We start from the raw sequence: 18,759 nt of genomic DNA, 5'->3' as shown, positions 1-18,759 counted from the left end.
TCCCGTCCGTGCCTCACCCGCGCCGCCCACCCGCGCCGTCCGCCTCCCGTCCGTGCCTCACCCGCGCCGCCCAGCACCTCCCGTCCGAGCCTCCATTTCGAGAGGAAAAAAGATGAAATTTCGGAAACTTATACTGCCGATCGGCGTCGCCGCCGTTCTTGCCCTGGCCGCCTGTGGCGGCGGGGACGGCGACGGCGACGACAGCTCGTCGTCCGGCAGCACCCCCGCCGCGTCCAAGCTGATCGTCATCATCACGCCGTCGCCGGACAACGTCTTCTTCAAGGCCGAGCAGGACGCCGCCGACGCCCAGGCCAAGAAGCTCGGCTACGAGACGCTCGTGCTCAGCCACGACGACGACCCGACCAAGCAGAGCCAGGAGATCGACACCGCGATCTCCCGCAAGGCCGCCGCGATCATCCTCGACAACGCCGGCGCCGATGCCTCGGTCACCGCCATCCAGCGGGCCAAGGACGCCAACATCCCGACCTTCCTGATCGACCGTGAGATCAACAAGACCGGCGTCGCGGTCGCCCAGATCGTCTCCAACAACGCTCAGGGCGCCGGCCTCGGCGGCCAGGAGTTCGCCAAGCTGATGGGCAACAAGGGCGAGTACGCCGAGCTCACCGGCAAGCCCACCGACACCAACGCCGGCGTCCGCTCGCAGGGCTACCACGGCATCCTCGACCAGTACCCGGACCTCAAGATGGTCGCCCAGCAGACCGCCAACTGGGACCAGGCCGAGGCGCTGCAGAAGACCCAGACGATCCTTCAGGCCCACCCGAACATCAAGGGCATCATCGCCGGCAACGACACCATGGCGCTCGGCGCCTGGGCCGCCGTGCAGGCCGCCAAGAAGGACATCGTCGTGGTCGGTTTCGACGGCAGCCCCGACGTCGTCAACTCGATCCTCAAGGACGGCATCAAGGCCACCGTCCTCCAGCCGGCCAGCAAGATCGCCGAGATGGCCGTGACCCAGGCCGACGAGTACATCAAGACCGGCAAGGCCAGCCAGCCCGAGAAGCAGTCCATCGACTGCGTCCTGGTGAACGCCGACAACGCGAAGTCGGTCACCAACTTCGCCGTCTCCTGAAACACAGAAACGAGAGGAACACCCATGCTGGTCGCCGACCCTACGGCCGCCGCCGCCTGGCATCGATTCCGGCAGGACTTCGCCGGCGCCGCACCGCAGCGCCGCCGCGAGATGCTGCGGCAGCGGGCCAACCAGTCGCGCACCACCGACCTTCAGATGATCGGCCGGGCCGGCCTGGGGCACGTGGGCGGCGACATGTCCGTCCTCGACATCCTGACCACCCTGTTCTTCGCCGTCCTGCGGGTCGATCCGGAGAAGCCGGAGTGGGCCGACCGCGACCGGTTCGTGCTGAGCAAGGGCCACACCGCCGGCGCCCTGTACGCCACGCTGGCCGCGGCCGGGTTCTTCCCGGTGGCCGAGCTGGACACGTTCGCCGGCCCGCTGTCGGCCCTCAACGGCCACCCCAACCGGGTCAAGGTGCCCGGGGTGGAGACCAACACCGGCCCGCTCGGTCACGGCCTGCCGGTCGCGGTCGGCATGGCCGTGGCGGCCCGGCTCGCCGCGTCGTCCCGGCACGTCTACGTGGTGCTGGGTGACGGCGAGTTGCAGGAGGGCAGCAACTGGGAGGCCGCGATGACGGCCGGGCACCGTCGCCTGGCCAACCTCACCGCGGTCGTCGACCGCAACCGCCTCCAGCAGGGCGCCCGCACCGAGGACACCAACACCCTCGACCCGCTGGACGACAAGTTCAGAGCGTTCGGGTGGGATGTGGTGGAGGTCGACGGGCACGATCACCTGGCCCTGCTGGAGGCCTTCACCGCCGCGCGCGGCGAGCGCCCGCTGTGCGTCATCGCCAACACGACCAAGGGAAGAGGCGTTTCCTTCATGGAGGACCGCGTCGAGTGGCACCACAAGGTGCCCAGCGCCGCGCAGATCGAGGCCGCGACCGTGGAGCTGGCCCGATGAGCGCGCCCACCCAGGAGGTCTTCGACTGCCGGGTCGCCTTCGCCGAGGAGCTGATCGCCCTGGCCCGCGAGGACGAGCGGATCGTGGCGGTCTGCAACGACTCGGTGGGTTCCAGCAACCTCGTCGGCTTTCAGAAGGAGTTCCCGGACCGGCTCATCAACGTCGGCATCGCCGAGCAGGACATGGTCGGTGTCGGGGCCGGGCTCGCGCTCAGCGGCTACGTGCCGTTCGTGTGCGGCGCGTCGCCGTTCCTGACCGGGCGGGCGCTGGAGCAGATCAAGGCCGACGTGGCGTACAGCCAATCGCCTGTGGTCCTGTGCGGCATGAGCCCGGGCATGGCGTACGGCGAGCTCGGCCCGACCCACCACTCGATCGAGGACCTGTCCTGGCTGCGGGCGATCGCCGGCCTGGGCATCGTCGTTCCGGCCGATCCGGCCGAGACAAGATCGGCCGTACGCTGGGCCGCGGCCGCCGCCACACCGGTCTTCCTGCGGATCGGGCGGTTCAAGGTGCCCGCGGTGACCGATTCGTTCGAGTTCGGCACGGCGGGCCTGCTGCGGGACGGGAGCGACGTGACGGTGGTGGCGACCGGGACGATGGTCTCCCGCGCCCTGGAAGCGGCTTCGGCGGCGGCGGAAGAGGGAGTCTCGGTGCGTGTGCTGAACATGTCCACCATCGCGCCCCTCGACGAGGACGCGATCCGGCGGGCCATGCGCGAGACCCGCGCGATCGTCACCGCCGAGGAGGCCACGACGACCGGCGGGCTGGGCGCGGCGGTGGCCGCCGTGGTGGTCACCGAGCCGGCCCCGGTGCCCATGCGCATGCTGGGCGTGCACCGCGAGTTCGCGCCCACCGGCACGACCGCGTTCCTGCTCGAACACTTCGGGCTGACCGCGGGCGACATCCGGCGGGCGGCCGTCGAGCTGTCCCATGCCTGACGACCTGGTCCTCGCGATCGACCAGGGCACTTCCTCGACGAAGTGCCTCCTGGTCTCGGCCGGCGGCGACGTCGTGGCGAGCGGGTCGGCACCGGTGCCCATCCGCTATCCCCGGCCGGGCTGGGTCGAACAGGACGCGATCGAGATCCTCGACAGCGTCCTGGCCGCGGCCACCGAGTGTCTGCGGGACGCTCCCCGCGCGCGGATAAGGGCGGTCGGCCTCAGCAGCCAGCGCGAGTCCGCGCTGATCTGGGACCGGCACACGGGCGAGCCGCTGGGCCCGGTGCTGGGCTGGCAGGATCAGCGGGCGGTCGGCGTGTGCGACAAGCTGCGCGGCGACGAGGCCCGGATCCGCGCGATCAGCGGCCTTCCGCTCGACCCGATGTTCAGCGCGGCCAAGCTGCGATGGCTGCTCGACGGCCATCCGGGCGCCCTGGCCGGCACGATTGATTCCTGGCTTCTGTACGCCCTGACGGGCGCCCATCAGATCGAGGCCGGCAACGCGTCGCGGACCCAGCTGCTGGACGTCCGGAAAGGCAGCTGGAGTCCCGAACTGCTCGACCTGTTCGGCATCCCGGCGTCCGCCCTGCCGACCATCACACCGTCGAGCGGAGAGCTGGGCCGCATCGGCGAGCGCGGGGGAGTCCTCGAAGGCCTCCCGATCACCGCGGTCTTGGGTGACTCGCACGCGGCCCTCTACGCGCACGGGCGCGCGGCCGACGGCGGCGTGAAAGTCACCTACGGGACCGGCTCGTCGGTCATGCGCCTCGGCGACGCGCCGTCCGGAGTCTGCCTCACGATCGCGTGGGATTCCCAGCTCGCCGCCGAGGGCAACATCCGCTCGTCGGGAGCAACGATCGCTTGGCTCGCTTCGTTCTTATCCGTTACGCCATCACAAATCGGGCAGATGGCCGCGACGGCATCCAGCGACGGCGTCTTCCTCGTCCCCGGGTTCGGCGGGCTGGCCGCGCCCTGGTGGGACGACACCGCGGTCGGCCTGATCAGCGGCCTCACCCTGGGCACCCGCCCGCCGCAGCTGGCCCGGGCCGCCGTCGAGTCCATCGCCCACCAGGTGGCCGACGTCGTCGACGCCATGGGCGGCGCCTCCGCCATCCTGGCCGACGGCGGCGCCTCGGGCAACGACACCCTCATGCAGATCCAGGCCGATCTGACCGGTCTGGTGGTGCGCCGAGCCCGTACGGCAAATCTCTCCGGTCTTGGTGTCGCCTTTCTGGCCGGCGGCCTGACGCCGTCGGTCGCCTACGACGAGTTCGCTCCCCGCGCGGCCGCCCCCGGCGCCCGCGATGCCTGGCGTGACGCCGTGCGCCGCGCCCTGTCCACCAAGGAGTCCCGATGACCGAGTACCCCCGCTTCGGCGCCGGACTGTGGCACTTCGCCACCTACGTCGACCGCTACGCCACCGACGGCTACGGCCCCGCCCGCACCACCCTCGAAGCGATCGAGCTGGCCGGGCAGGTCGAGGACCTGTCAGTGGTCGACCTCAACTACCCGTTCACCCCCGGCGTCGGCCTCTCCGAGGTCAAGGACGCCCTCGCCGCGCAGAACCTGTCGGCGATCGGCATCACCCCCGAGATCTACCTGCGCAAGTTCAGCCGCGGCTCCTTCACCAACCCCGACCCGGCCGTCCGCAAGGCCGCGCTCGACCTCATGCACGAGGCGGCCGGGATCGTGCGCGAGCTGGGCGCCGACTACGTGAAGATCTGGCCCGGCCAGGACGGCTGGGACTACCCGTTCCAGGTCGACCACCGCACCCTGTGGAAGCTCGCCGTCGACGGCATGCGCGAGCTGGCCGGCGCCCACCCCGACCTCAAGTTCGCCATCGAGTACAAGCCGCGCGAGCCCCGCGTGAAGATGACGTGGGACTCGGCCGCCCGCTCGCTGCTGGGCATCCAGGAGATCGGCCTGGACAACGTCGGCATCCTGCTCGACTTCGGGCACAGCCTCTACGGCGGCGAGTCGCCGGCCGACGCGGCCCAGCTCATCATCGACCACGGCCGCCTCTACGGCATGGACGTCAACGACAACCTGCGCGGCTGGGACGACGACCTGGTCGTCGGCACCGTGCACCTGACCGAGATCTTCGAGTTCTTCCACACCCTGCGCAAGAACAACTGGGACGGCGTGTGGCAGCTCGACCAGTTCCCGTTCCGCGAGGACTCGGTGGACGCCGCCCGTACGTCAATTGGCATCTTGAAGCGCATTTATCGCGCTCTCGACCGCCTCGACACGGTCGCGTTGGCCGAGGCGCAGGAGCGCCAGGACGCCATGGCCGCCCAGCGCCTCGTGCAGAACGCCCTCTTCGGCGAGGTGAAGGAGTAGCCATGCGCCTGCGCCTGCTGGCCGCCTGCGCCGTCGCCGCGTCGCTCGTCATCGCCGCGCCCGCGTCCGCGCACCCGTCCGCCTCGTCCCCGGCGAAACCGCGCACGGTCGTCACCACCGACATGGAGCAGGACGACCTCGCCTCGCTGATCCGCTATCTGCTCTACACCAACGACCTCGACACCCAGGGCATCATCTACACCAGCAGCAAGTTCCACTGGGCCGGCGACGGTAAGGGCACCGAGTTCTTTCTGCCGGACCGCGAATACACGACACCGCAGACGTCGTGGCGCTGGACCGGCACCCGGACCATCCAGGATCAGGTCCTGCCGGCGTACGCCAAGGTCTATGGGAATTTGAAGCGTCACGACGCGGACTATCCGTCGCCCGCCGAGCTGCGCTCCCTCGTCCGGGTCGGCAACATCGACTTCGAGGGCGAGATGTCGGCCGACACACCCGGATCGAACCTGATCCGCGATCTGCTGCTCGACAAGGACCCGCGCCCCCTGTACCTGCAAGCGTGGGGCGGCACCTCGACCATCGCCCGCGCCCTGACGTCCATCGAGGACAGATACGCCTCGACGCCGCAGTGGAAGCGGGTACAGGCCGCCGTTTCCGCCAAGGCGGTCATCCTGGCGAGCGGTTTCCAGGACGAGACGTACGCGAACTACATCTCGGTGAAGTGGCCCGCGCTGCGCGTCGAGGAGCTTTCGGCCGGGTACGCCACCTGGGGTTACAACTGCAACTGGGGCGGCGCCGGCAACGTGCGCGGACTGCCGGCCGACCGCGTCTACTTCACCGGAGCGTGGACCAAAGCCAACATCCAGATCGGGCCGTACGGGTCGTTGTACCGCTCCTGGCTCGACGGGCAGGCGATGCCGGGCGACCCGCTCGACATCTTCGGCATCCCCTCGGAGGCGCCGAAGGGCTGGTGCAAACCGCTGAAGCCGTACGACTTCCTGTCCGAAGGGGACAATGTCGCCTTCAACCCGTTGCTGGGCTGGGGCGGCCGGGTCACCCAGGTCTCCACCTCACCCAACCTGTGGAAGCTGGCCCCGACCGAGAAGGACGCCTCCGGCGCCGACGTGCCGAACCTGACCACGCTCCGCTGGGCCGCGGCCGCCCAGAACGACTTCGCGGCCCGCATGAAGTGGACGCTCACCCCGTCGTACCGTCGCGGCAACCACGCCCCGTCGGTCCAGGCAACCGACTCCGTGCGCGCCAGGCCGGGCGCCTCGGTCTCGTTGTCCGCGCGCACCTCCGACCCGGACCACGATCGGGTGGCGGTGCGCTGGTGGCAGTACCGCGAGGAAGGCACCTATCCCGGCGCGGTCACGGTGACGGCTCGCGGCAACCGGGCGACAGTGAAGGTGCCGTCCGACGCCAAGGCGGGCCAGACCATCTCGGTCATCGTCGAGGCCACCGACAACGGCGAGCACCCGCTGACCCGCTATGACCGGGTGACCATCAAGGTGGTCACCGCGTGAGGTGACCGACCCGTTCAAACGCCGGATCGGGCCGCGCGTCAACCGACGCGCGGCCTTCCCGCCGCTGCGTCAGGCGCGATTCGAGCTCGGCTCGCGCCGGTCCCAGGTCTCCTGCGCCACGAGCACTCCGCTCAACGGCCAAGGACGCCTTAGTTAGGCTGGCGGCGTGGGGCCGACCGGAGCGCACGTCACCGCCGAGCAGGTTCCTGCGCTGTTGCTCGCTGCGCTTCCGTCATTGTCAGAGGAGTGGGGCGAGGTTGCTGACGACAACGCCGACCCGGGTTCTCCCGGTGGTCGTCTTGGCTACCTGGATGCGGCATGGGTGGTGGGTCACCTCGCCGACCGCCTCGCAGCCGGGGACACGAGCGAGTTCGATGCCGCCTTCGACTACATCGAGCACCTGATCCTCCATGGTGACCCGTACGTCTCTGAGTTGGGCGTGATCGGTTATCTCGAAGGCATGCAGATGCACACCGTCACCTCGCGGGGCGTCGACCCAGAGGCGTTCCGGCGTTGGCTCCGCCCGCTGTCGGCGAAGTATTGGGAAGCGATCAGCAAATTCTGCGAGCTCGGTACTCCCATCCCAGACACTCGGCCTGGCTGACAAGGCCGCTGTCCGGTCGTGTTTCGCGGTCAACGCTCCGGTGCCGACAACGTTCTATCGTGGCCTGGCGGGTTGTGGCGTGTCGCAGCGCTTTGGCAAGATCGACTTGGGAGGGGTTCGTTGCCGTACACATGGGTTTCGTCGGGTGGTGGACCTTTGCTTGCCGCTCCGCAATCGGCACTATCGCTGTGGACCGGCGCTGACAGCACGGACGGACCCGTGGAGACTTGGGGCGACTACGGTCGGGCCTGTGCGGTCGACGGTTACATCGGTGTGGTCGCCATCGGTCAGCAGCAGGCGCTGGTTCTGGGCGACGAGCCGGCGACGACAACGTACCTGCCCTCGGAACGGCTCTTCCTGCGGTGGGCCGCGGCGGATGAGGAGGACGACTTGGTCAGCGCTGCACGCCAAGCGGTACGCAACGGCGTGGAGTGGGATGCCGATGAAGATGTCCGCTGGGTGGTGGACGGGCCAGTCGTATTGTTCGATTCGGCGTGGCCCGGAACGGAGTTGGAGGCCGACAACCACCTCGTGGTGGAACTGCCCCCGGGCACCTATCGAGCTCGGGCGGCACACCGTGCTGATGGTGACAATTGGATGATCCTCGTTCAGCTTCAGCCCGTGCTCTGACCTTGCCCGGCCGAAGACTGGCGCGTTACGGCGGGAGGCGTCCGGTCGTAGCCGATGTGAGACCGATACGTCGGACTGACCTTACGATCGGTCCGTGACGAATCTGAACCTGCTCAACGAAACGGAAGGGATGCTGTGCGTCTTCGTGGAGCCGTTGGGCGAGGACTTCTGGATTGCCCCATCCCAGCGACTCTTGTTCACAGCAACGACGAGTCAGCCATCAGTCGAATGCGTGTGGCACAGGCAGGGCGTGTCTGTGTGGATGGATGACGCTGACGCCTACGGCTTCACCGTCACCACCGACACCGGCGAGGCTGTCGAATGTGGCTACCAGCGGCCACCTGGAGCGTTCTCCGCCGACTGACAAGCGCACGCTCATGCCGCGGATAAGGCGCGTACCGACGCGTCAGCCGGGGCACCCGTGATCCCCAGGTGGAATGGCGGTCGACGCGCCATCCGGGCCTCCGGGTGGGCTGATCCGGGACGACGCCCGTAACGGGGATGGGTGCGGCACGGGAGCAGATGGGGAGCAGCAGGGTGATCCCAACTGCATTGACCACGCCCGGTCCAGGGCGAGAAACGAGATCTGGGCCCCGCACGGGTCTGCGGGCCGCCCGAGGTCACCGCGGTCGTTGCAGGCCGTCCAGCATCAGGTTGAGGGTGAAGGTGAAGCGGTCCACGGTCGAGCCGGAGGTCAGCTCGGCCGCGTAGCGTCTGGTGTTGGGGAAGGTCTCGGGCAGGCCGGTCAGGCGGGCCATGAGTTCCTCGCGGCCGGCCACCCAGTCCTTGTCGCCGCGGATCAGGGAGACCTCGAGGCTGTGCGCGTTGACGTACAGGTTCAGGGCGTCGACGGCCCAGGCGGCCGTCTGGGGATCGATCCCGCCGGTGAGCAGGATGGCGAACATTCCCTCGCCGACGCGCAGCGTGTCGGTGTTCGCTGGGGCGGCGGCCAGGGCGGCCCGCGAGATGCCGGGGAAGCGCTGGTACTGGTCGCGCAGCTGGGTGCAGACGCTGATGATCTGCTCCCGCCAGATGGTGGGGTCGGGCTCGGGCAGCTCGATCCCGGCGCACAGCCGGCCGATGAGCAGCTCGTCCAGGTCCTCCTTGTTGACCACGTGGGCGTAGAGCGACGACGGTCCCGTCTCCAGCGCGGTGGCCACCCGCCGCATCGTCAGGGCCTCGTAGCCCTCCCGTGCCACGATCGCGAACGCCGTGTCGAGGATGGCGTCGACCGTGATGGGTTTCTTCGTGCCGCGGGACGGGCCGCGCCGCAGCCCGGGCGCGGCCGGAACGGCGCCGAACTGGTGGCGCGCGGTGCGCCGCTGCTCCGGGGTCGGTGACATAAGGCCAGCTTAGCGCGTGACGAACAGTGTTCTGTTTCACTAAGAACACCGTTCCTATTGACCAGAACACCGTTCTGATTCACTGTCGCCGTATGCGTACATCACCGCGATCCCTGCGGGAGGCGTGGGTGGCCCTGGCCGGGCTGTCCGCCGTGTTCCTGTTCGAGATGCTCGACAACTCCATCCTCACCGTCGCCCTGCCCACGATCGGGCGGGAGCTGCACGCGTCGGCGACCACCCTGCAATGGGCCACCGGCGCCTACGCCGTCGTGTTCGGCGGGCTCATGCTGGCCTTCGGCGCGGTCGCCGACCGGTACGGCCGGCGCCGGGTCATGCTCGTCGGGCTCGCCCTGCTCGCGGTGGCCAGCCTGGCCACCGCCCTCGTCACCACCACGGGCGAGCTCATCGCGGTCCGGGTCGCCATGGGCGTCGCGGCCGCCATGACCACCCCCGGGTCGGCCGCGCTCGCCTTCCGCCTGTTCGACGAGGACGGCCTCCGCGTCCGGGCCTTCAACATCATCTCGACGGTGGGCATCGTCGGCCTGGCGGTCGGGCCGACCGTCGGCGGCTTCGCGCTCGCCATCGCCCCCTGGCAGGTGCTGTTGCTGGTCAACGTGCCGATCGCCGTGCTCGCCATGATCGGCGTGTGGTCGGGCATCGCCCCGGACGACGCGAAGGGCCTGCACACCGATCCGGTGGACGTCGCCGGGGCGGTCCTCGGCACCGCCGCCATCGTGGCCGCGCTGGTCGCGCCGACGCTGTTCGTCGAGGAGGGCGCCGCCGCGTGGGCGCCCTGGGCCGTCACGGCGGCGGCCGTTGTGGCCGCGGTGCTCTTCGTGCTCCGCGAGCGCTCGGCCCGGCACCCGCTCGTCGACCTCAAGCTCGTCGCCCACCCGCTGGTCGCCAGTGGCCTGGCCTTCAAGGCCGCAACCGGGCTGGCCATCGCCGGCGTCGGCTACCTCATCTCGCTGCAGATGCAGCTCGACTGGGGCTGGTCGCCCGGTCTCGCCTCGCTCGGCATGCTGCCCCAGGTCGTCGTCCTGATCGCCGGTGGTGCCCTGCTCAACCCGCTCGTCAAGCGCGTCGGCCTCGAACGGGCCGGAAGGTTCAGCGCGGCTGCGGTGGTGGCCGGCCTGGCCGTCTACGCGCTGCTCGGCAACCACGGCTACCTCTGGGTCGCCGTCGCCCTCGTGCTCATGGCGGCCGGCCTGCGCGTCGTCGGTGTCGTGGCCGGCACCAACGTGCTCCGCGGGCTTCCGGAGAGCCGTACGTCCATCGGTGTGGCCCTGACCGACACCGCTTCCCAGGTGAGCAGCGGCGCCGGCCTGGCCGCGGCCGGCACGATCCTGGCCGCCATGTTCACCGGCCCGCTCACCGCGACGCCGTGGAGCGCGAGCCAGACCGCGCAGTTCCACGGCGTTGTGACGACCGCGGGCCTCACGCTCACCGTCGTCGCGGCGGCGCTGGTCGGCTGGGGAATCCTCAGAGGCGCCGGCGGCCGTGATAGCGCGTCACCGAGCCGTCCGGTGCCGTCACACACCGGTAGTGCTTGAGGAAGTCCCAGAGCAGCGGGCACTCCTCGGCCATGGTGTTGTGCGACCGGTAGAGGTTCTTCGTCAGCGTGACGACCGGGATGCCGCGGACCTGCCAGGACCAGGTCTGGAAGCGACGGCGGTAGCCGCTGCGCCCCTCCTGGACGACGTCGGCCAGGGCCAGCCCGTTCACCCGCAGGTGATAGCGGGCCCAGCTGTCGAGCTGGTTGTCGATGTCGTCCCACAGCGTGCCCTCCAGGAAGGCCAGATCGCCGTAACCGTAGATCTGGTAGGTGGGGATCGGGCGGTTGCTGGCCGGATAGGCGACGCCGTCGAGGGTGACGGTGCCGGCGGCGTCGGGGGCGGCGGTGAACGAGGTCGAGGCGACCGCGGCGAAATACTCGGGGAAGGCGATGGCCAGGTTCTGGGTGACCGAACTGCCCGCCGACTGGCCGGTCGAATAGAACCGGGTGGGGTCGACGTCGTACCGGGAAATGATGGTGTCTCGCAGCTGCCGGAAGAAGGCCAGCGAGTCGCGGTGGCTGACCGACACCGAGTTCACACTGTATTGCTCGCAGACGACGACCAGCAGGAATCCCTCGCGGTCGGCGACCTTCCACCACTGGGTGGCGTCGAGGAACACCTTGTCGGTCTGGCTGTTGCCGGGCCAGACGAACAGCACCGGCGCGTTGCGGCGGGCCGATCGCGGGCGGTAGACGAGATATTCGCGGACGAAGCCGTTCACGGTCATCGTGTGCACCTCGATGCCGAGGCGGTCGTAGTCGGCGCGTTCGAAGAGCTGATTTCCGTACGCGAAGAAGTTCTCGTACCGCGTGTAGAAAGTCAGGAAGTCAAGGATCTGGCGCGTGGACACCCGTTCACGCCGGACGACCGTCCTGGCGATCGGGCCGGCGTGCGACGTCATCCAGCGGTCGCCGCGGTTGGCCTTCCTCCAATAGGCGAGGCTGGGGCCGATGGTGCGGCCGGGATCGGCGTACAGCGTCGGCAGAACCGTTTCGTCGTAGCGGATCAGATCGAAGCCGGGCGGGAACACGACGGGTGTGTAGCCGTCGGTCTCCCCGCCGAACGTCCGTGACGCGTATCCGTCGAGGAATTCCTGCTCGAGGCCGGCCGATTCGACGTACGCCTGGGAAATGACCCGGAGTGGGTGAGCGACGGCCCAGGCTTCGAGCGCGGGGCCGCCCGCGCCATAACCGACCAGATAGTGCAGGCCGAAGATGGAGAAATAGCGGTTGCTCTGGAAGAAGGCCATGGCCGCGCCGACGTAGGCGGCCTCCTCCTCGGGGGTCCCCCAGCCGCCGGGCCCGGGTTCGAGGATGAACAGGCCCTCCTCCCGCTCGTCGGCGATCCTCATCCACTCGCGGATCACCTTGTCCGGCCCGGCGATCACGGTGAAGTACGAGCGGATGGGTGTTTCGGGCGAGATATAGACCTTGGCCGTACGGCCTCCGCCGAACGATTTCGTCCAGAGGCCGGCCATCTCGCGGGGGAGCTTGTTGGCCCGGGAGTAGTCGTAGTCAGGGAACGGGCGCCCGTCGAGGGAACGGACTTCGGCGGCCGCCGGCGATGGGGCGAGGGTCGCGGCCACGGCGAGGGCGGCGCTGCCGCCTAGGAGGGTGCGTCGGTCCATGAGGCGTCCTTTCGGGGTTCGAGGTGGTCGCGGGCCCGGCTCAGGGCGAGCCGCGCGTGCTCCTTGCCGCCGACCTGGGCGACGAGCGTGGCCCGGGGGATCTCCAGGGCGTACGGCAGGCCGGGCGGCAGCGCGCCCAGGATGCCGGGGATGTCGATGCCGCCCTCGCCGGGGAAGAGACGCTCGAAACGGGCGGTGTGGATGAGGCCCTCATTGGTGGCCGGCACGGCCGGGGGCGCGTCGCAGACGTGCACGAAGTGGAACCACTCGGCCGGCAACTGCCTCAGGTCGGCCACGCTGGAACCCGATCGCGCGAAATGCAAAAGGTCGACGAGAATGCCGGCGTTGGACTGGGCGGCGCCGCGCAGAACCCGTACGGCCGCTTGGAGATCGGGGGTTTCCGTCCACGAGGGAAACTCGAGGTCGACCGTGAGCCCGAGCGGCCGCGCCATCTCGCACAGCAGCGCGAACCGGTCGGTCTTGCGGGCCCGGTCGGGGTCGGGCAGCTGGCAGATGACGTGCCGGGCGCCGAGCTCGGCCCCCGCCTCCAGGAAGCGCTGGAAGTCGCGCGGGTCCTCGTCCGGGCTGATCCGGGCCAGCTCGATGTCGAGCACCTCGATGCCGGTGGCGGCCAGGCGGACCTTGGTCGTGCGCATCAGAGCCGGGTCGGTGGCGAGCGGATAGTGCGGCTCCTGGGGCGTGACCCGGGTCAGGCGCAGGCCCACGTAGCGATATCCGGCCTCGGCGGCCGCGTCGACCAGCTCGGGCGGCGACAGGCTCAGCGCAGTCAGGTGGGCCAGCGAGAAGTCGTGGCGCTGGTCCGGTTCCTTGCGCCGGCGGAGGTCGAGCAGGCGGCGCTCGCGGTGGGCGGCCATCCGGACGGGGGCGCCGGCCGGGCCGTACCCGTCGTAGCCGCCGAGGCGCTGAACCACCGCGAAGAAGACGCGGTGCCCGAGCATCTCGGTGGAGAAGTGCAGATAGGCGCCGTGCTCGTCGCGGTCGTAGAGGATCGAGTGCTCGCGCAGCGCGGCCAGAAATCCGGGCTCCAGCTCGAAACGGGCGTCCAGGTCGGCGTAGTAGTTGTCGGGGATCTTCAGCACGTGCTCGCGCATCGCCCGGGCGGCGGCGATCGCGTCGCCGGTGCGGAAGGCGACGTGCTGCGGATTGGGGATGACCGGGGCCCAGTCGCCGCGGCGCATCGGCGCGGTGTTCAGCGTGATCCGCACCCGGCGGGCGGGGTCGGCGGCGGCCCGGCTCAAAATCGGCCCGAACGGCGCCGCGATCTCGGTGGTCCTCTCGGCCTGCAGGCCGAGCACGGCCCGGTAGAAGAGTGTCGACTCGTCGAAGTCGTCCACCGAGTCGGTGAGCGACACATGGTCGATGCCGTCGATCCCGTCGTCTTTCGGGGCGTCGACCGCCTCGAAGTCCTGGAGCCAGCTCTCGTCCCGGACGAGGAAGATCGACGTGCCGTCCGGGGCCGCGATCGACGCGAGGTCGGCCTCCTCGGGCCGCCGCAGCCGGGGGAGCACCGGGGCCAGCAACCGTTCGGCCCGTGCGGTCGAGCGGGCCGGATCGGCGGTCTCGACGGCCAGCGCGCACACGGTGGCGGTGCCCGGCGTCACGGTCCGCTGCGCGGCGAAGTTGAGCAGTATGCGCGCCGTGCCCTGCTGCCACAGCTGCACCGGCTTGGACCGATGCTGGCCGGAGTTGACGAACCCCAGCGCCGCGAGCGCACCCGAGACCTCGGGGCCGGAGATGTCGTCCACGGCCAGCTCGGTGAAGACGATCCCGGTCAGCTCGGGCGGCTTGTCGGCCGCCTTCAGGTCGAGCACCGAGCGCATCCCGTTGATGGCGGCGTGCCGCGGATCGGCCTGCCGGTACACGTCGTTCGACACTTCGAGCGACAGCGGACCGTCGTAGCCGGTCTCCTCGACGTAGCTGGCGAAGCGGGCGACGTCGAGCTCGCCCAGGCCGGGGAAGAGCCGGTGGTGCCGGCTCCGCTCGGCCACGTCCATGCTCGCGCCGGGCGCGTCGGCCAGCTGGACGTGGAAGATCTTCTCGCCCGGTACGACCCGGATGCTCTTCGCGTCGGGTTCCTTGATCAGCACATGGAAGCTGTCCAGGCAGAGCCCGAGCGCCGGGTGATCGGCCCGCCGCACGATCCGCCAGGCATGGGCGGCCGTGTTCACGAACCGCCCCCAGGCCAGCGCCTCGTAGGCCAGCCGAAGCCCGTGCCGCTCGGCGACACCGGCCAGCGCCCGCAGCTGCTCGGCGGCCAGATCGTCGTCGTCCACCGCGTCACCGGACATCGAGGAGCTGACGACGACGGTCCGGACGCCGATCTCGGCCAGCACGGCGAAGGTCCGCTCGGCCCGCCGCAGGTTGCCGCGCAGGACGCCCGGCGGCACGGCTTCGAAATCCGCGAACGGCTGGTAGGCGTCGACCGCGAGCCCGCGCCGCGCACACTCGTCCTGGATCCGCCCCGGACTCCACGACGAGCTGACCAGATCACTCTCGGCCAGCTCGACCCCGTGGAACCGGGCCGCCGCGGCCGCCGCCAGCTTGTCCTCCAGCGTGCCGGAGAGGCAGTGGGTGGCGATGGCCAGCCTCGCCCCGGACGGACGTACTGGATAGTCCATTAGCGACCGCGTCATGGCGTGACCATAACTTCGAGCTGCTCTGCGGTCCAGTAGGTCCGCAGAGCGGACCTCTTAGTTGACCCCGGCCGTCAGCTCGCCGAAGAGCCGGCTGGCGGCCGGAGACCTGAACTGCCGTTGCAGTTCCGCGCGGGCGAGCTGCTTGCGGAACTCGCCCGCGTACGAAGCGTCGCCGGCGTTGTGCATCATTTCGGTGATCCAGGTCGCGAAGGCCTGGTAGTTCCAGACGTGGCGCAGGCACGTTTCGGAATAGCTGTCGAGTAGGCTCGCGTCGCTCGTACGGACCTGATGAATGACCGCCTGCGCGAAGACCTCGGCGTCGTGCAGCGCGAGGTTGATTCCTTTGGCGCTCATCGGCGGAACGATGTGCGCCGCGTCCCCGAGCAGATACAACTTGCCGTACCGCATGGGTTCGTAAACGACGTTCCGCAGCGGAACGATCGTTTTCTCGGCGATCGGCCCCCGCGCCACCGGCCGCCCGAAACGCGCGTCCAACTCACTCCAGATCCGCTCGTCCGGCCACGCGGCGACAGTGTCGCCCGGCCCGCATTGCAGATAGATGCGGCCGGCGTCCGCGCCCCGGGGAATGAGCCCGGCGAGGCCCCTTTCGTGAATGGCCATTCCCGACGGGTCGGCCGGCACCTCGGCCAGCACGCTCAGCCAGGCGTAGCCGTACTCGTGGCTGTACCGCGTCAGCACACCGGCCGGAATCGAGGCCCGGCTGACACCGCGATCGCCGTCGCATCCGGCGATGAAGTCGCAGCCGATGACGCTGTCCCCGAAGCGCACGACATCACCCACCGACGCGTCCTCCACCCCGAAGCGCAGATCGCCGCCCTCGCGGAGGAAAAGGTCGGTGAGGTTGCGGACGAGCACCTGCTGCGGGCAGAAGACGCTGTCGCTGTTGTCGTCGCCCTCGAAATCGACCGGCAGCTCTTCCCCGTCGATCCAGAAACCGCTGGCGTCCTCGGTCGAGAGCCCCTTTTTAACGACCTCTTCGAGACCCCACTCGCGGTACATTCGCACGCCGCGACTGTCGATGGTGCCCGCCCGTTGCCGTTTCTCGACATAATCGCGGCTGCGCTTCTCCAGAATGACGCAGCCGATGCCGTTGCGCTGAAGGAAATTGCCGAGCGTCAGCCCGGCCACGCCCGCCCCGATGATGGCGACAGTTGTTTTCTCGGTCATGCCCCCACTATCGGGGCCCGGGCGCTCGCGGCCCACCGGCAGCGGGACACGGCATAGCGGAAACCCGCCAACTACGACCGCAGGTAGCGCCCCGGCGTCTGGCCGACGATCTCGGTGAACGCGTCGATGAAGCTGGACGGGTTGGCCCACCCGCACTCGGCCGCGGTCTCGGTGACCGACATGCCGCTGCCCAGGTGGACCAGGGCGTGGTGGACGCGGAGGATCGTGCGCCACCGGTGAAAGCTCATGCCCAGCTCGGCGTGGAACAGCCGGCTCAGGGTGCGCTCGCTCGCGCCCACGGCCCGGCCCATCTCGGCCAGGGTGGCCGCCCGTCCCGGATCGGCGTGGAGCAGCCCGGTGACCGCCCGCAGCCGGTCGTCGCGCGGCTCGGGCAGATGAAGCGACTGTTCAGGCGTCTCGGTCAGCTCATCGATCACGACCGCCCGGAGCCGCTCGTACGCCCCGGCCCGGCTCTCGGCGCGCCCGGTGAGGGCCAGGAGCGCCTCCCGCAGCAACGGCCCGACCGCGAAGACGCTCGGCTGATCGGCCAGCCCGTCACACAGCTCGGCCGGAATGCCGACGAGCCGCACATCGGTCCGCCCGTAGAAATGATGCGAATGCTCGAACCCCGGCGGCGTCCACGTCACCCGATTGGCCGGAGCCACCCACGTACCGGCCTCAGTCGTGATCGCCACCGCCCCAGCCGCCGCGTACACCAACTGGCCCTCATCATGGGAGTGCGCCTCCAGGTGAAACCCGCGCGGCAGCCATCCCGCGCCGGTCACCGACTCCTGGCGGGTTTTCGGCATGGCATCGAATATTACCGTCGGCCCGCAGCTCAGGCCGCTCTGGCGAAGATGTCGTATTCCCGCCCATCGGTCGACGCCGCGAAGCGGCCGACTGCCTCGAACCCGAGGGATCGCACCGCCTTCTGCGCGCGGAGGTTGAACGCGGCGATCGTCATCCGGAACGCCGGTGGCGCGAACTGCCGTACGCCGAACGCCAGACCCGCACTGATCGCCTCCCGGCCCCGGCCACGCCCGGTGAACTCGGGCCGCAGCCCGCCGCCGGTGTCGAGCGCCGACGAGTCGTAGACGCCGCCCGGCACCCGGCCGTCCGGGCCGAACGATCGGAAACCGATCAGCCCGCCATCGTCGACCACGGCATGGAAACCGCTCGTGGAATCGACGAGGAAGTCCGGATCGGCGCCGGTCATGTCATAGCAGTCGTAGGGCGCCGGGTACCGCCAGGTGACGATGTCGGCCGCGTACTCCGCCGTCATGGGCACGATCAGCACCCGCACAGGCTACGCATCGCCTGGGGTGTTCTGTCAGGGACTCCCTCCCGGGCCGGCTCGGCGGTTACATGGAAGGCATGGAACTTCAGCCTGTCCGTCCCACGGTCAAGACGCCCGCGCAGGCGTTCACCGGTGACGTCTACATGACCCCGATCTACAACGGCACCGGCCCGTCGCGGATGACCGTCGCGCTCGTCCGGTTCACGCCCGGGGCCCGCACCAACTGGCACTCGCACGCCGTCGGCCAGACCCTGCACGTGACCGAGGGCGTCGGCCTCGTCGGCATCCGCGACGGCTCCGTCATCCGCATCCACGCCGGCGAGACCGTCGTCTGCCCGCCCGGCGAGGAGCATTGGCACGGCGCCACCGCCGACACTTTCATGAGCCACCTGGCCATGCTCGAAGCCAAGCCCGACGGCGGCGACCCGACGACCTGGCTCGAGCCCGTGCCCGTCGACCTCTACGAGAAGGCCAACCACCAGTGACCGGCCGCCTCGAAGCAACAACCACGATCGCCGCGCTCACCGCCACCGGCCGCCTCCCCCAGTTGCGCGAGGCGCTGGCCGGCGGCCTCGACGCCGGCCTCACCATCAGCGAGATCAAAGAGCTTCTGATCCAGATGTACGCCTACGCGGGCTTCCCGCGAAGCCTCAACGGCCTCGGCGCTTTCATGGAGGTGGTGGCCGAACGGCGTACCGAAGGAATCGAAGACCCACCCGGCGCCGAGCCGCCGCCGCTGCCCTCCGGCACCGACCTGCTGAGCCTTGGCGCCGCCAACCAGACAAAGCTCGTCGGCGCTCCCGTCGCCGGCCCGCTGTTCGAGTTCGCTCCGGCGATCGACCGGTTCCTCAAAGCTCACCTGTTCGGCGACATCTTCGCGCGCGACAACCTCGACTGGCCGACCCGCGAGATCGCCACCGTGGCCGCCCTGGCCTCCCTCGAAGGCGTCGAGTCCCAGCTGCGTTCCCACGTGGCCATAGCCCGCAACGCCGGCGTGACCGACGCGGACCTGCACAGTGTGGCCGCCACGCTGCGTGCCCGGGTCGGGGAGGCCGCCGCCGACCGGTTGGATCAAGTGCTCGCGTCCTGATCCGCT

The 18,759-nt window shown here is 69.7% G+C and carries 18 protein-coding genes; 12 read left to right on the top strand and 6 right to left on the bottom strand.

Going from position 1 to position 18,759, the window contains the following annotated elements:
* Window positions 1–112 precede the first annotated feature (112 nt).
* From ACQP2X_RS27650 to ACQP2X_RS27610, 9 genes are all read left to right on the top strand, one after another.
* Complete coding sequence (locus ACQP2X_RS27650) at window positions 113–1,090, top strand: D-ribose ABC transporter substrate-binding protein (protein ID WP_498686748.1); 978 nt, start codon at window positions 113–115, stop codon at window positions 1,088–1,090.
* Between the two features lie 24 nt (window positions 1,091–1,114).
* On the top strand, window positions 1,115–1,996 hold the full coding sequence (locus tag ACQP2X_RS27645) for a transketolase (protein ID WP_498686746.1): 882 nt from the start codon (window positions 1,115–1,117) through the stop codon (window positions 1,994–1,996).
* Window positions 1,993–2,934 (top strand): transketolase family protein, encoded by a 942-nt coding sequence (locus ACQP2X_RS27640; protein ID WP_498686745.1) that lies wholly within the window; start codon window positions 1,993–1,995, stop codon window positions 2,932–2,934. The genes ACQP2X_RS27645 and ACQP2X_RS27640 overlap by 4 nt, the downstream gene beginning before the upstream one ends.
* Window positions 2,927–4,291, top strand: coding sequence for an FGGY family carbohydrate kinase (locus ACQP2X_RS27635; RefSeq protein ID WP_498686744.1), 1,365 nt, complete (start codon window positions 2,927–2,929; stop codon window positions 4,289–4,291). Before ACQP2X_RS27640 ends, ACQP2X_RS27635 begins: the two co-directional genes overlap by 8 nt.
* Window positions 4,288–5,274: a TIM barrel protein gene (locus ACQP2X_RS27630; protein ID WP_498686742.1), complete on the top strand. Its 987-nt coding sequence runs from the start codon at window positions 4,288–4,290 to the stop codon at window positions 5,272–5,274. The genes ACQP2X_RS27635 and ACQP2X_RS27630 overlap by 4 nt, the downstream gene beginning before the upstream one ends.
* A gap of 2 nt (window positions 5,275–5,276) precedes the next feature.
* Window positions 5,277–6,761: a DUF1593 domain-containing protein gene (locus ACQP2X_RS27625; protein WP_498686739.1), complete on the top strand. Its 1,485-nt coding sequence runs from the start codon at window positions 5,277–5,279 to the stop codon at window positions 6,759–6,761.
* A gap of 166 nt (window positions 6,762–6,927) precedes the next feature.
* A complete protein-coding gene (locus ACQP2X_RS27620; protein ID WP_498686738.1) occupies window positions 6,928–7,365 on the top strand; it encodes a DUF7674 family protein in 438 nt (145 codons plus the stop codon).
* 18 nt (window positions 7,366–7,383) lie between these two features.
* The gene (locus ACQP2X_RS27615) at window positions 7,384–7,995 is read left to right on the top strand and encodes an immunity 21 family protein (RefSeq protein ID WP_498686736.1); all 612 of its coding nucleotides are present in this window, start codon (window positions 7,384–7,386) and stop codon (window positions 7,993–7,995) included.
* Between the two features lie 94 nt (window positions 7,996–8,089).
* Complete coding sequence (locus tag ACQP2X_RS27610) at window positions 8,090–8,359, top strand: hypothetical protein (RefSeq protein ID WP_498686735.1); 270 nt, start codon at window positions 8,090–8,092, stop codon at window positions 8,357–8,359.
* Window positions 8,360–8,615: 256 nt separating this feature from the next.
* Here the strand turns inward: ACQP2X_RS27610 and ACQP2X_RS27605 are convergent, their stop codons facing one another.
* Window positions 8,616–9,338, bottom strand: coding sequence for a TetR/AcrR family transcriptional regulator (locus ACQP2X_RS27605; RefSeq protein ID WP_498686733.1), 723 nt, complete (start codon window positions 9,336–9,338; stop codon window positions 8,616–8,618).
* A gap of 92 nt (window positions 9,339–9,430) precedes the next feature.
* Between ACQP2X_RS27605 and ACQP2X_RS27600 the strand changes: the two genes are divergently transcribed.
* Window positions 9,431–10,891: an MFS transporter gene (locus ACQP2X_RS27600; RefSeq protein ID WP_498686732.1), complete on the top strand. Its 1,461-nt coding sequence runs from the start codon at window positions 9,431–9,433 to the stop codon at window positions 10,889–10,891.
* On the opposite strand, the gene ACQP2X_RS27595 is transcribed toward ACQP2X_RS27600, so the two are convergent.
* From ACQP2X_RS27595 to ACQP2X_RS27575, 5 genes are read right to left on the bottom strand one after another with little or no spacing between them, the layout of a single operon-like run.
* Window positions 10,821–12,521 carry a CE1 family esterase gene (locus ACQP2X_RS27595; protein WP_498686730.1) on the bottom strand — a complete coding sequence of 567 codons (1,701 nt, stop codon included), beginning with the start codon at window positions 12,519–12,521 and terminating at the stop codon, window positions 10,821–10,823. The two genes, ACQP2X_RS27600 and ACQP2X_RS27595, sit on opposite strands and share 71 nt — an antisense overlap.
* Complete coding sequence (locus ACQP2X_RS27590; protein ID WP_498686728.1) at window positions 12,500–15,175, bottom strand: TIM barrel protein; 2,676 nt, start codon at window positions 15,173–15,175, stop codon at window positions 12,500–12,502. Before ACQP2X_RS27590 ends, ACQP2X_RS27595 begins: the two co-directional genes overlap by 22 nt.
* A 57-nt stretch (window positions 15,176–15,232) precedes the next feature.
* Entirely contained in the window at window positions 15,233–16,402 is a 1,170-nt protein-coding gene (locus ACQP2X_RS27585) for a 4-hydroxybenzoate 3-monooxygenase (protein ID WP_498686726.1), read from the bottom strand.
* Between the two features lie 35 nt (window positions 16,403–16,437).
* On the bottom strand, window positions 16,438–17,175 hold the full coding sequence (locus ACQP2X_RS27580; protein WP_498686725.1) for a helix-turn-helix domain-containing protein: 738 nt from the start codon (window positions 17,173–17,175) through the stop codon (window positions 16,438–16,440).
* 29 nt (window positions 17,176–17,204) lie between these two features.
* Window positions 17,205–17,663 carry a GNAT family N-acetyltransferase gene (locus ACQP2X_RS27575; RefSeq protein ID WP_498686723.1) on the bottom strand — a complete coding sequence of 153 codons (459 nt, stop codon included), beginning with the start codon at window positions 17,661–17,663 and terminating at the stop codon, window positions 17,205–17,207.
* Window positions 17,664–17,740: 77 nt separating this feature from the next.
* Here ACQP2X_RS27575 and ACQP2X_RS27570 point away from each other — a divergent pair, with 77 nt between their 5' ends.
* Together ACQP2X_RS27570 and ACQP2X_RS27565 are read left to right on the top strand one after the other, a co-directional pair.
* Window positions 17,741–18,148 (top strand): (R)-mandelonitrile lyase, encoded by a 408-nt coding sequence (locus ACQP2X_RS27570; protein WP_498686721.1) that lies wholly within the window; start codon window positions 17,741–17,743, stop codon window positions 18,146–18,148.
* Window positions 18,145–18,753: a carboxymuconolactone decarboxylase family protein gene (locus tag ACQP2X_RS27565; protein ID WP_498686718.1), complete on the top strand. Its 609-nt coding sequence runs from the start codon at window positions 18,145–18,147 to the stop codon at window positions 18,751–18,753. Before ACQP2X_RS27570 ends, ACQP2X_RS27565 begins: the two co-directional genes overlap by 4 nt.
* Window positions 18,754–18,759: the final 6 nt, after the last annotated feature.

This window comes from Actinoplanes sp. CA-131856 (assembly GCF_050956135.1).
Lineage (GTDB): Bacteria > Actinomycetota > Actinomycetes > Mycobacteriales > Micromonosporaceae > Actinoplanes.
Note: the sequence above shows the minus strand (reverse complement) of the source record. Positions and strands in the feature narration are given on the sequence as shown.

Bases quoted from the DNA above. Each gene is read 5' to 3' on its own strand.
- ACQP2X_RS27650 (WP_498686748.1), top strand. From the start codon at position 113: ATGAAATTTCGGAAACTTATACTGCCGATCGGCGTCGCCGCCGTTCTT.
- ACQP2X_RS27645 (WP_498686746.1), top strand. From the start codon at position 1,115: ATGCTGGTCGCCGACCCTACGGCCGCCGCCGCCTGGCATCGATTCCGG.
- ACQP2X_RS27640 (WP_498686745.1), top strand. From the start codon at position 1,993: ATGAGCGCGCCCACCCAGGAGGTCTTCGACTGCCGGGTCGCCTTCGCC.
- ACQP2X_RS27635 (WP_498686744.1), top strand. From the start codon at position 2,927: ATGCCTGACGACCTGGTCCTCGCGATCGACCAGGGCACTTCCTCGACG.
- ACQP2X_RS27630 (WP_498686742.1), top strand. From the start codon at position 4,288: ATGACCGAGTACCCCCGCTTCGGCGCCGGACTGTGGCACTTCGCCACC.
- ACQP2X_RS27625 (WP_498686739.1), top strand. From the start codon at position 5,277: ATGCGCCTGCGCCTGCTGGCCGCCTGCGCCGTCGCCGCGTCGCTCGTC.
- ACQP2X_RS27605 (WP_498686733.1), bottom strand. From the start codon at position 9,338: ATGTCACCGACCCCGGAGCAGCGGCGCACCGCGCGCCACCAGTTCGGC.
- ACQP2X_RS27600 (WP_498686732.1), top strand. From the start codon at position 9,431: ATGCGTACATCACCGCGATCCCTGCGGGAGGCGTGGGTGGCCCTGGCC.
- ACQP2X_RS27595 (WP_498686730.1), bottom strand. From the start codon at position 12,521: ATGGACCGACGCACCCTCCTAGGCGGCAGCGCCGCCCTCGCCGTGGCC.
- ACQP2X_RS27590 (WP_498686728.1), bottom strand. From the start codon at position 15,175: ATGACGCGGTCGCTAATGGACTATCCAGTACGTCCGTCCGGGGCGAGG.
- ACQP2X_RS27580 (WP_498686725.1), bottom strand. From the start codon at position 17,175: ATGCCGAAAACCCGCCAGGAGTCGGTGACCGGCGCGGGATGGCTGCCG.
- ACQP2X_RS27570 (WP_498686721.1), top strand. From the start codon at position 17,741: ATGGAACTTCAGCCTGTCCGTCCCACGGTCAAGACGCCCGCGCAGGCG.